The 11539-nt window shown below is 70.5% G+C and carries 10 protein-coding genes; 3 read left to right on the forward strand and 7 right to left on the reverse strand.

The features are described 5' to 3' along the window. Window positions 1–26: 26 nt before the first annotated feature. On the forward strand, window positions 27–620 hold the full coding sequence (locus tag E5671_RS21145; protein ID WP_160505525.1) for a Uma2 family endonuclease: 594 nt from the start codon (window positions 27–29) through the stop codon (window positions 618–620). Here E5671_RS21145 and E5671_RS21150 read toward each other — a convergent pair. The 7 genes from E5671_RS21150 to rsmI all read right to left on the reverse strand — a co-directional run bounded on the left by E5671_RS21150 (window position 598) and on the right by rsmI (window position 7912). Next, entirely contained in the window at window positions 598–1938 is a 1341-nt protein-coding gene (locus tag E5671_RS21150; RefSeq protein WP_160505526.1) for an acyltransferase family protein, read from the reverse strand. The two genes, E5671_RS21145 and E5671_RS21150, sit on opposite strands and share 23 nt — an antisense overlap. A gap of 86 nt (window positions 1939–2024) precedes the next feature. Next, window positions 2025–2912 (reverse strand): 4-(cytidine 5'-diphospho)-2-C-methyl-D-erythritol kinase, encoded by an 888-nt coding sequence (locus E5671_RS21155; RefSeq protein ID WP_160505527.1) that lies wholly within the window; start codon window positions 2910–2912, stop codon window positions 2025–2027. After that, entirely contained in the window at window positions 2909–3778 is an 870-nt protein-coding gene (rsmA, locus tag E5671_RS21160) for a 16S rRNA (adenine(1518)-N(6)/adenine(1519)-N(6))-dimethyltransferase RsmA (protein ID WP_160505528.1), read from the reverse strand. The genes E5671_RS21155 and rsmA overlap by 4 nt, the downstream gene beginning before the upstream one ends. 168 nt (window positions 3779–3946) lie before the next feature. Beyond that, entirely contained in the window at window positions 3947–5290 is a 1344-nt protein-coding gene (locus E5671_RS21165; protein ID WP_443032668.1) for a ubiquitin-like domain-containing protein, read from the reverse strand. A 142-nt stretch (window positions 5291–5432) separates the two neighbouring features. Further along, window positions 5433–6317: a TatD family hydrolase gene (locus E5671_RS21170; protein ID WP_160505529.1), complete on the reverse strand. Its 885-nt coding sequence runs from the start codon at window positions 6315–6317 to the stop codon at window positions 5433–5435. Window positions 6318–6390: 73 nt separating this feature from the next. Continuing rightward, the gene (locus E5671_RS21175; protein WP_160505530.1) at window positions 6391–6822 is read right to left on the reverse strand and encodes a hypothetical protein; all 432 of its coding nucleotides are present in this window, start codon (window positions 6820–6822) and stop codon (window positions 6391–6393) included. 193 nt (window positions 6823–7015) lie between these two features. Beyond that, on the reverse strand, window positions 7016–7912 hold the full coding sequence (rsmI, locus tag E5671_RS21180; protein WP_160505531.1) for a 16S rRNA (cytidine(1402)-2'-O)-methyltransferase: 897 nt from the start codon (window positions 7910–7912) through the stop codon (window positions 7016–7018). A 63-nt stretch (window positions 7913–7975) separates the two neighbouring features. Here rsmI and E5671_RS21185 point away from each other — a divergent pair, with 63 nt between their 5' ends. Together E5671_RS21185 and E5671_RS21190 are read left to right on the forward strand one after the other, a co-directional pair. After that, window positions 7976–9724 carry a phospholipid carrier-dependent glycosyltransferase gene (locus E5671_RS21185; RefSeq protein WP_160505532.1) on the forward strand — a complete coding sequence of 583 codons (1749 nt, stop codon included), beginning with the start codon at window positions 7976–7978 and terminating at the stop codon, window positions 9722–9724. Window positions 9725–9858: 134 nt separating this feature from the next. Next, window positions 9859–11490 (forward strand): penicillin-binding transpeptidase domain-containing protein, encoded by a 1632-nt coding sequence (locus tag E5671_RS21190; RefSeq protein WP_160505533.1) that lies wholly within the window; start codon window positions 9859–9861, stop codon window positions 11488–11490. Window positions 11491–11539: the final 49 nt, after the last annotated feature.

Below are 11539 nucleotides of genomic sequence, written 5' to 3' on the forward strand. Positions count from 1 at the left end.
GAAGAATCCCGTCCATGGGAGGAACCATGACCGCCGAGTCCCTGCAAGACGGGCGCCGCTGGCCTGTGCCACCGCTGAACGGCTACACCGTGGACGACCTGTTCACGCTGCCTGATCTCCCGCCGCACACAGAGTTGATCGACGGGAGCTTGGTCTTCGTGAGTCCGCAGCGCTACTTCCACTTCGCCGCGATCGACCTGTTGATGGCGGGACTACGCCGCACCTTGCCGCCGGATCTGAAAGTCGCGCGCGAGATGACGGTGGTACTGGACAAGCGCAACGGCCCTGAACCCGACATCTCGGTCATCGAGGCCAGCGCCATGACTGGACGGATGCAGACGCGCTTCCAGGGCTCAGACGTCGTACTCGCCATCGAAGTCGTGTCCCCCGAGTCAGAGTCGCGTGATCGCACGACCAAGTTCCAGAAGTACGCCGCCGCGGGCATTCGCCACTACTGGCTGGTCGAGGCGGCGGGCCAGGACAACTACCCGGTCATCCAGGTCTACGAATTGGGGCAGCCCTCGGGTACCTACGCCCTGACCGGAATCCACCACGACCACCTCAAGATCAGCGTCCCGTTCGACATCGACATCGACCTCACCGCCATCGACGAGCTGTAGGCGCCCGCTCCACGAGCAGCCACCCCACCAGCGCCATCCCCACCGCCACCGGCGCCGTCACCCGCACCGCGATCAGCATCGCCGTACGCCCTTCGAGAAGCCCCCCGAAGCCGACCATCGAGAGTCCGAGCACCCCGAAGAGGCAGAGCGTGACGCCCGCGGCGGCTACCGGGCCCGCGCCCGGGGCCCTCGTAAACTCCCTTTCCGTTACCGGCTTTTCGAAGCGGCGGAATGCCGCGACCAGCAGCGCGGTGAGCGCCGCGGCCGCCCCCATCCGCAGCGGAACCTGCGCCCACCACGCCCCGGTCGCGGGCTCCGGCAGCGGCACGTCAGCGGCGATCAGCACTCCGTACACCCCGAGCATCGCCGTCAGGTGCCACAGGAACGCCGTCATCGAGACCCCGTTCGCCGCCACCACGCCCCGCCACACCCGCGGCCGAGCGAGCCACCGTGTCGCCGGGCCCCGCAGCAGCTCCACCGCGCCCACCAGCCACACCCCGTGGCAGAGCAGCGCGAAGGTCGGCGGTGCCATGTTCGAGACGCGCTCGCCGGGCATTCCCACCATGGAGAGCGGATACGGGCCGAAGGCCACCAGAGCCGCGGCCCCCGCGAGGCCCGCCACCGCCATGGCCACAGGCATCCGCACCCGCAGCCTGCCGTCCGCCCGCAGGAACCCCAGCTGATGCACCGCGAGCCACACGAAGGCGAAGTTCAGGAACTCCACGTACGGGACGCCGAAGGCGAAGCGCGCCACGTCCACCGCACCCGCGGCGAGCACCAGGCCGCCGAACGCGCCCCACCCGTACCGCTCGTGCAGCCTCAGGAGCGGCGGCGTGAACGCCACCATCGCCAGGTAGATGCCTATGAACCACAGCGGCTGGGCCACGAGCCGCAGCGTCACGTCCAGCAACGCCCCGCCCTCGCCGAGGAGTTGGACCGCCAGAGCGGCGGCGCCCCACACGCCGATGAAGACCATCGTCGGCCGCAGCAGTCGCTGCAGCCGTGCCCGCAGGAACGCCGAGTAGACGGAACCCTCAGGAGCCTTCCGGCTCAGGGAGCGGTACGACAGGGCGTGCGAGAAGCCGCCGACGAAGAAGAACACCGGCATGATCTGCAGCGCCCAGGTGAGCAGTTGCAGGTCGGGCACGACGGCGAGGAGGTTGCCGACCTCGGTGCGGCCGTCGTCCCCGACGGTCACCGCCGCCATCAGCCAGTGGCCGATGACGACCGTGCCGAGCGAGGCGACCCGCAGCAGGTCGATGTACCGGTCGCGCCCGGTGGGCGTCTTCTCGGCCAGTTCGCGAACGCTTGATCCCATGCACGTACGGTCGCGCGGACTGCGGGCCCCGCGTCAGCGCGCAGGTACTCAGATCCGCGTCTGAGTACCTGCACCCCTCGGCCCCTTTAAAGCAGCGTGGCGCCCGGAGCCGGGGAGGCCGCCACCCGGGCGGTGCGGCAGGTGCCGGAGGCCGAGAGCGCTTCGGCGACTCGTCGCGCGGACTCGGCGTCCGCGGCCAGGAACGCCGTCGTGGGCCCGGATCCGGAGACCAGCGCGGCCAGCGCGCCTGCCTCGGTGCCCGCGGCGAGGGTGTCGGCGAGCGAGGGGAAGAGAGACAGGGCAGCGGGCTGAAGATCATTGGCAACGGCTCCGGCGAGAGCTCCGGCATCACCCTCGCGCAGGGCGTCGAGGAGAGCCGGGGACGCCTCCGGAGCTGGAGCATCGGGGGTCAGCCGGTCGAACTCGCGATAGACCGCGGGCGTGGAGAGCCCTCCGTCGGCCACCGCGAACACCCAGTGGAAGTCCCCGCCGACCTCCAGGATCTCCAGCTTCTCGCCGCGCCCCGTACCGAGCGCCGCCCCGCCCACCAGGCTGAACGGCACATCGCTGCCCAACTCGGCGCAGATGTCGAGGAGTTCGTCGCGCGAAGCCTCGGTCCCCCACAGCGCGTCGCAGGCCACGAGGGCGCCCGCGCCGTCCGCGCTGCCGCCGGCCATACCGCCCGCGACGGGGATGTCCTTGGCGATGTGGATGTGCACGTTGGCCGTACGCCCATGGCGCGCGGCGAGCAGTTCAGCGGCCCGCGCCGCCAAGTTCGTACGATCCAGGGGTACTTGGGCGGCATCGGGCCCGGAGCAGGTCACGCGCAACTGTTCGGAGGGCGTGACGGTGACCTCGTCGTACAGCCCGACCGCGAGGAAGACATTGGCGAGGTCGTGAAAGCCGTCCGCGCGCGCGGCGCCTACGGCGAGCTGGACATTGACCTTCGCGGGAACGCGGACGGTCACACTCACGAAGCGGCCCCCTTGTGCTCGGCGATCCGCGCGAACTCCTCCACCGTCAGCGCCTCGCCGCGCGCCTGCGGCGAGACTCCGGCGGCGACGAGTGCCGCCTCGGCCTCGGCCGCCGAGCCCGCCCATCCGGCGAGGGCGGCGCGCAGGGTCTTGCGGCGCTGGGCGAAGGCGGCGTCGACGACGGCGAAGACTTCCTTCTTCGAAGCGGTGGTCTTGACCGGCTCGGCGCGCCGCACGAGCGAGACGAGACCCGAGTCGACGTTCGGCGCGGGCCAGAAGACGTTGCGCCCGATGGAACCGGCGCGCTTCACGTCGGCGTACCAGTTCGCCTTCACGGAGGGCACGCCGTACACCTTCGAGCCCGGCGCCGCGGCGAGGCGGTCGGCGACCTCGGCCTGCACCATCACGAGCGTGCGCTCGATGGTGGGGAAGGTGTCGAGCATGTGCAGCAGGACCGGCACGGCCACGTTGTACGGAAGGTTGGCGACCAGCGCGGTCGGGGCGGGGCCCGGCAGCTCGCGTACGAGCATGGCGTCGCTGTGCACCAGCGCGAAGGAGCCGGCCTTGGCCGGCCGCCGGGCCTCGACGGTCGCGGGCAGCGCGCTGGCGAGGACGTCGTCGATCTCCACCGCGATCACGCTGTCCGCAGTGTCGAGGAGAGCCAGGGTCAGCGAGCCGAGCCCCGGGCCGACCTCGACGACCACGTCCTGCGGGCCGACTTCCGCGGTGCGGACGATGCGGCGGACGGTGTTGGCGTCGATGACGAAGTTCTGGCCGCGCTGCTTTGTCGGGCGTACGCCGAGGGCGGCTGCCAGCTCGCGGATGTCGGCGGCGCCGAGAAGGCTGCCGGGCTCACTGTTACTCACCCCCCAAGGTTACGGCGCCTGGCCCCTGGGCCTTCACCAGTCTGCTGCCGGTTGCCCCGCAGCCTTGCCTGCCCGAACGGGCCTCTCCCACCCACCCGCCCGTTCACCCCGCAGCCTCCCCTGCACGAACAAGCTTTCCCGCCCTCCCGATTGCCCCGCAGCGCCCCGCTACAGCCGCCCCCCACAATGCGGCCACGGGCTGGCCCCCCGCTGCACGTACAGCTTCTTCGCGCGGTACGTCTGTTCCTCCGCGGAAGCGTCCTGGGGGCGGCCCGAGCCGCCCAGGCCCTGCCAGGTTCGTGTGTCGAACTGGTACAGGCCCCCGTACGTCCCCGACGGGTCCACCGCGTTCGGGCGGCCGCCCGACTCGCAGTGCGCCAGCGAGCCCCAGTTCAGGCCCTCCGCCCCCGCCACCGAGTTCGGACGCTGCTTCGTGCCGACCTTCACGATCTGCGTCTGCGGCTCCCGCACGACCTCCGACCGCACCCGGCGCGGCTTCTGCTTGACGCCGTTGACCGTCCGCAGCGCGTACGTCACCCGCCGGGTCCCCTGTTGCCCCTGCCGCTCCACGACCTCCGTACCGGTGAACAGCGAGGGATCGTCCGTCCGCCGCACGTCGAACGGGATCGGCTCCTCCCGCACCTCCTTCCGCCCGGAGATCCGCATGACGGTGACCGTCTGCCCGTCGCGCGGAAAGCTGCCGGGCGCGACGGAGGTCGTGTCCTGTCCGTTCAGGGTGATCCCGGACTCCTCGACCGCTTCCCGCACCGTCGCCGCGTTCGTACGGATGGTCCGCTCACGCCCGTCCGCCATGATCGTCACGGTGCGCTCGGTCCGTACGTCGAGATCGAGGCCGTCCCGCTCGATCCGCTTGCTCCGCGAGGCGGACAGATAGGCGCCCTCGGCCCGCACCCCGAGCTGCCGCAGCGCGCCGTCCACCGTGCGCGCCGTCGTCCACACCTCGCGCCGCTGCCCGTCGAGGGTGAGCTTGACCGGCCGGCCGTAGCGGACGGCGATCTCGTCGCCGCTGGCCAGGGCCGTGCTCGCGGTCGGCGCCACGATGTCGTGCGTGCCGAAGTCCACGCCCTCGTCCTCAAGCAGCTCGCCGACGTCGTCCGCGAAGGTGTGCAGGGTCCGCGACTCGCCGTCGACACTCAGCCGCACGGCCTTGTCGTTGGCGACGAAGGCCGAGGTGCCGCCCGCGAGGAAGGCGACGACCAGCGCCTGCGGCAACAGCCGCCGCAACGACTCGGGCCGCTCCGACGGTCCCTTCGCCTTCTTGCGCCGGGCGGCCCGCCGCGCCTCGGCCCGCCCCCCGTCAGGGGCGGAACCGGTGGCCTGCCGGGGAAGGTAATCCCCGGGCCCGAGCTCAGCCTCAAGCCCCAGCTCGGCCTCAAGCCCCAGCTCAGCCTCAAGTCCAAGCTCGGGCTCAAGCTCGGGCTCAAAGGTCGTGCCGCCCCTGTAAGACGTCTCGTACTGCGGCGGCTGCGACGACTGCGGCGCATGACTCACGACGACGCTCCAGCGTTCTCGTTCTGGTCCGGATCGGGCGAGACGGACCAGAACCTAGCGGAGCGGCCGTCACTCTCCAAAGCGGGACGACTACGCGGTGTCGCGGTGCGGCCCTGGGCTGCAGGACCACGGGCGTTATCGCTCAGTAATCAAATGCACGCGCCGTATTGACCGAGATCGCCTCGGCCATGGCGTCCTCGCCGATCCCCCGCACCTCGGCCATGGCCCGCAATGTGACCGGAATGAGATACGGCGCGTTAGGCCGTCCGCGGTAGGGAGCGGGCGTGAGGAAGGGCGCGTCGGTCTCCACGAGTACGAGTTCGAGCGGGGCGACGGCCAGCGCGTCCCGCAGCCCCTGCGCGTTCTTGAACGTCACGTTGCCCGCGAAGGACATGAAGTACCCGTGTTCCGCGCAGACTTGGGCCATCGCGGCGTCACCCGAGTAACAGTGGAAGACGGTGCGCTCCGGAGCCCCCTCCTCCTTCAGGACCCGCAGCACGTCCTCGTGCGCCTCGCGATCGTGGATGACCAGGGCCTTGCCGTGCCGCTTGGCGATCTCGATGTGGGCGCGAAAGGACCGCTCCTGGGCGGCCTTGCCCTCCGGCCCGGTGCGGAAGTAGTCGAGCCCGGTCTCGCCCACGCCCTTGACCTGCGGCAGCGCGGCAAGGCGGTCGATCTCGGCGAGCGCGGCGTCGAGCGCGCCGTCACCGCCCGCCTCGCGCGCCCCCTGCCGTGACCAGCCGTCGGGGTCGCCGTGCACGATGCGCGGCGCCTCGTTGGGATGCAGGGCGACGGTGGCGTGCACGCTCTCGTACGCGGCGGCCGTCTTTGCGGCCCAGCGCGAACCCGCCACGTCACAGCCCACCTGCACGACCGTCGTCACCCCCACCGCCGCAGCCTTGGCGAGCCCCTCGTCCACCGTCCCCGACTGCATGTCGAGGTGGGTGTGGGAGTCGGCGACCGCCACCCGAAGGGCTTCGGGCAGCGGCGGCGCGGCATTCTTGGCGTCGGCGTCTTTGGAAGGCATGCCCCGATCCTACGAAGGGAGCGTCATCCCTACGAAGGGAGCGTCATCCCTCCGAAAGGGACGTCATCCGACGTCATCCCGCCTTGCGGTGGTGGAAGGGGTGCAGCAGCGCCGACAGATGCCAGTGGTGGTGCTTGGGCTCGTGGGGTTCCTGGGATTCCTGGGATTCCGTCGCACCACCCCCGGAGGGTTCCGCCGCCGTCCTCGGCGCATGATGCCGCTGCATCAGATCGAGCACCGACGAAACCTGCCCGGCCCGCATGATCCGCACGACATGCCCGCCGCAGTTGAGGCACGTCGGCCGGGTCAGCGGCGACGGCACATGCCGGCCGTCCGCCACGTACATCACGAATTCCTTGCCCTTGCCGTCCACGTGATGCTCGATCTCGTACGACTGTTCCCAGCCGTGCCCGCACCTCATGCAGGCGAAGGCGTAGGACTCGTGAACGGTGTCTATCGCGGTGGACGCCGTGGTGTGGTGACCGGTGTCGGCGATCTCACTCATGCCAGCTCCTCTTGTCCGCTGGACAAGCGCTGCCGACCGGGCTTTCCTCCCGACCGGAAGCGTGGGGACGGGTGCGTCCCCTTTGACCAGTGGACGCCTTTCCCGGAGCGAGCGCATCAGACCTGTCGACAGTTGAAGCCGATTTGGCCTTTCCTTAGCCTTCAGGCCCGGTGCACGGCCCGCACTTTGCCTTTCACGATAGTCCTTTGCCGTCCGATGGGGCGGCCCGAGCCGCATTCTTTGCCGCGACCACGGCATCGAATACGTCGCGCTTGGGCAACCCCGCTTCGGCCGCGACGGCGGCGATCGCCTCCTTGCGTCGCTCCCCCGCCTCCTCGCGCACCCGCACCCTGCGCACCAGCTCATCCGGGCCCAGGTCACCGGGGCTTTTCTCCGGTGCGCCCTCGACGACGACGGTGATCTCACCGCGTACGCCGTCGGCCGCCCACTCGGCGAGTTCCTTCAGCGAACCCCGCTTGACCTCTTCGTACGTCTTGGTCAGCTCGCGGCAGACGGCCGCCCTGCGCTCGTCGCCGAACGCCTCGGCCATCGCGACGAGGGTGTCGTCGATCCGGTGCGGTGCCTCGAAGTAGACGAGAGTGCGACGGTCCTCGGCCACTTCGCGCAGCCGCGAGAGCCGCTCGCCCGCCTTGCGCGGCAGGAAGCCCTCGAAGCAGAAGCGGTCCACCGGAAGGCCCGAGAGCGCGAGCGCGGTGAGCACGGCGGAAGGACCCGGCACGGCCGTGACCCGGATGTCCTTCTCCACGGCGGCGGCGACGAGCCGGTACCCGGGGTCGGAAACCGACGGCATCCCGGCGTCCGTCACGAGCAGCACCCGCGCACCGCCGACCAGCGCCTCGACGAGCTCGGGTGTGCGCGCGGTCTCGTTGCCCTCGAAGTACGAGACGACCCGCCCGCCCACCTGCACACCGAGCGCCTGGGTGAGCCTGCGGAGCCGCCGGGTGTCCTCGGCGGCCACGACATCGGCCGACTCCAGCTCGGCGGCCAGCCGCGGCGGTGCGTCGGCGACGTCGCCGATGGGGGTGCCCGCGAGCACCAGGGTTCCGGGGGAATCAGCGCTTCCTGTCACTGTTCCATCCTCGCAGGGGCCGGGGGACGGGACTCACACAGTCGGGTTCCCTACGATGGCGCGGTGACCAGTACCGCGTCTTCCCCGGACACCCGCCAGGGCCAGGCAGCCGAGGAGCAGCAGCCGTCGTGGCAGCACAGGCTGCGCCGCTTCGGCTACGTGGCGCGGCCCACCGGGCCCACCGCCGATGTCCGGGCCCGGCTCGTGCCCGCGTACACCGAACCGAGCCCACGCCTGTGGGCGTCGATCGGCATGCCGAAGAGTTACGCCGGTCAACTGGTCCGGTGGTCGGGCTGGATCGGCCCGCTGCTGATCACGCTCGTCGCGGGGCTCACCCGGTTCTGGAATCTCGGCAGCCCGAAGGCCGTGATATTCGACGAGACGTACTACGCCAAGGACGCCTGGGCGCTGATCCACCGGGGCTTCGAGGTCAACTGGCCGGAGAAGGTCAACGACACCGTCCTGCAGCAGGGTTCGGGCGTCACGATCCCCACGGACGCCGCGTACGTCGTGCATCCGCCGGTCGGCAAGTACGTCATCGGCATCGGCGAGTGGCTCTTCGGCTTCGACCCGTTCGGCTGGCGCTTCATGACGGCGGTGCTCGGCACTCTGTCGGTCCTGATGCTGTGCCGGATCGGGCGGCGCCTCTTCCGCTCGACGTTCCTGGGCTGTCTGGCGGGCGCGCTGCTCGCGGTGGACGGGCTGCACTTCGTGATGAGCCGCACCGCGCTGCTCGACCAGATCCTGATGTTCTTCGTGCTCGCCGCGTTCGGCTGCTTCCTGATCGACCGTGACAAGGCGCGCGAACGGCTCGCGGCCGGGCTTCCGGCCGACGAGGACGGCCGGGTCCGGCCCGACGCGTACGTCGCCGAGACGCTGCGCCTGGGGTGGCGTCCCTGGCGCTGGGCTGCCGGTCTCTGCCTGGGGCTCGCCTTCGGTACCAAGTGGAACGGCCTGTACATCATGGTCTTCTTCTGCTTGATGACCGTCCTGTGGGACGTGGGCAGCCGCCGCGTCGCCGGCGCCGAGCGCCCCTACCGCGCGGTCCTGAAGCGGGACGTATTCCCGGCGTTCGTCTCGACGGTGCCGGTCGCGATCGGTACGTACGTCCTGTCCTGGCTGGGCTGGATCCTCTCCCCGACCGACGGCTCGGGCGGCTACTACCGCAACTGGGCGGCCACGGACGGCAAGGGCGGCTCCTGGACGTTCCTGCCCGACTGGCTGCGCAGCCTGTGGCACTACGAACACGCGGTCTACGACTTCCACGTGGGGCTCTCGTCGCCGCACACGTACCAGTCGAACCCGTGGAGCTGGATCGTCGACGGCCGCCCCGTCTCGTACTTCTACGAGTCGCCGCTGCCCGGCAAGGACGGCTGCCCGTCCGGCACCGCCGAGAAGTGCGCCCGCGAGGTTCTCGCGCTCGGCACTCCGATGCTGTGGTGGGCGGGCGCCTTCGCGCTGCTCTACGTGCTGTGGCGGTGGGTGTTCCGCAGGGACTGGCGTGCGGGCGCGATCGTGTGCGGGATCGCGGCGGGTTATCTGCCGTGGTTCATGTACCAGGAGCGGACGATCTTCTTCTTCTACGCGGTCGTCTTCGTGCCGTTCCTGTGCCTTGCCGTGGCGATGATGATCGGCGCGATTCTCGGTCCGCCGGGGTCCAGTGAGCGGCGGCGGGTCGTGGGGGCCGCGGCATCAGGCGTACTGGTGCTCCTGATCCTCTGGAACTTCATCTGGTTCTGGCCGATTTACACCGGCCAGGCCATTCCGATCGATTCCTGGCGGGCCAGAATGCTCCTGGATACGTGGGTATAGCCACGTGCGTGTAGTACACACCTTGGACACCTTCGGATAACGGCAGCCTCGTACGTCCCCCGCGCCGCTTATGGTTTTCGGCGAGCGACCCTCCCGAATTCATTCGGGAGGGCTCCTGGGGAGGGGAACGCGGCATGCGTAAAGGGGTAAAGGTCACTCTGGTCGGTGGGGTGTTCGCCGTCATGGTCGGGGGCGCGGGGTACGGCGCGTACAACTTGGTGAACGGCGTGACGGGGGGCGGCGGTTCATCGGCGTCGGGCCCCGAGGCGGTGCGGACCGGGCCGCCGACGAGCGCTGAGATCGGCGAGACGACGGAGACGTTCTTCACCGCGTGGGCCGAGGGCGACGCCGAGAAGGCCTCGCGCTACACGAACAACGCGGAAGTGGCCTCGCAGATCCTGACCGGCTACCGCGAGGACGCCCACCTGACGAAGGTGAAGCTCACGCCGGGCAGGGCCACCGGCACGACCGTGCCGTTCTCGGTCGAGGCCACGGTGTCGTACAAGGGAAAGACCAAGCCCTTTGCGTACGAATCCGAGCTGACCGTCGTCCGTGGCAAGACCTCCGGGCGCGCGCTCGTCGACTGGGACCCCTCGGTCGTCCACCCGGACCTGAAGCGGGGCGACACCCTGGCGACCGGCGAGGCCGCCGCGCCCCCCATCCAGGCCGTCGACCGGCACGGTCAGGTCCTGGACAAGAAGGACTACCCCTCGCTCGGCCCGGTCCTGGACCAGCTGCGCGCGAAGTACGGCGACGAGGCGGGCGGCACCCCCGGCGTGGAGCTCTACGTCCAGCACGCGGACGAGGCCGCGGGCACCGAGACGCTCCTCACGCTCGCCAAGGGCAAGGCGGGCAAGCTGAGGACGACGCTGAGCGCACCCGCGCAGCGAGCCGCGGAGAAGGCGGTGTCGCGGCACGCGAACTCCTCGGTGGTCGCCGTGCAGCCGAGCTCCGGCGAGGTCCTCGCGATGGCCAACCACCGGCAGGACGAGTTCAACGCGGCGTTCCAGGGCAAGCTGGCCCCCGGCTCGACGATGAAGATCGTCTCGGCGGCGATGCTCATCGACAAGGGCGTGACGAAGGCGAGCGGCCCCGCGCCCTGCCCCGACTCCGCGGTCTGGCAGGGCCGGCGGATCGACAATCTCCCGGGCCTGGCACCGGACGAGAACGCGACCCTGGCCGACAGCTTCGCGCGGTCCTGCAACACCGCGTTCGTGAAGCTGGTCGACGAGGACGGCATCACGGACGAGTCCCTCACCGAGGAGGCGCAGAACGGCTTCGGCCTCGGCCTCGACTGGAAGGTGGGCATCCCCACGCAGGACGGCACCGTCCCCGCGACCGCGGGCGGCGAGCGCGCCGAGGCCATCATCGGCCAGGGCAAGGTGCAGATGAACCCGCTCAACATGGCGTCGGTCACGGCGACCGCGATGACGGGGGCCTTCCGGCAGCCGGTCATCGTGGACCCGGGCCTCGACGACCGTCAGCTGGCCCAGGCACGCGGCCTGCCCGCGTCCACGGTGCAGCAGCTGCGCCAGATGATGAACCGCACGGCGGTCAGCGGCACCGGCGCCCGCGCCATGGCCGGGCTCAGCGGCAGCGTCGGCGCGAAGACGGGATCGGCGGAGGTCTACGGTCAGGAGAAGCCCAACAGCTGGTTCACCGGATACCGCGGCGACGTGGCGGCCGCGGCGGTGGCCCAGGAGGGCGGGCACGGAGGGGATACGGCCGGCCCTATCGTGGCGGCGGTACTTGCCGCAGGCAGTTGAGCCATGTGGTCGGGGGCTTCATGAAAGCCCCCTAGTGTGGGGCCTTCCG

Origin of the sequence: Streptomyces sp. BA2, assembly GCF_009769735.1 — a bacterium.
Lineage (GTDB): Bacteria > Actinomycetota > Actinomycetes > Streptomycetales > Streptomycetaceae > Streptomyces.

Bases quoted from the DNA above. Each gene is read 5' to 3' on its own strand.
- E5671_RS21190 (WP_160505533.1), top strand. From the start codon at position 9,859: ATGCGTAAAGGGGTAAAGGTCACTCTGGTCGGTGGGGTGTTCGCCGTC.
- E5671_RS21175 (WP_160505530.1), bottom strand. From the start codon at position 6,822: ATGAGTGAGATCGCCGACACCGGTCACCACACCACGGCGTCCACCGCG.
- E5671_RS21145 (WP_160505525.1), top strand. From the start codon at position 27: ATGACCGCCGAGTCCCTGCAAGACGGGCGCCGCTGGCCTGTGCCACCG.
- E5671_RS21150 (WP_160505526.1), bottom strand. From the start codon at position 1,938: ATGGGATCAAGCGTTCGCGAACTGGCCGAGAAGACGCCCACCGGGCGC.
- E5671_RS21170 (WP_160505529.1), bottom strand. From the start codon at position 6,317: ATGCCTTCCAAAGACGCCGACGCCAAGAATGCCGCGCCGCCGCTGCCC.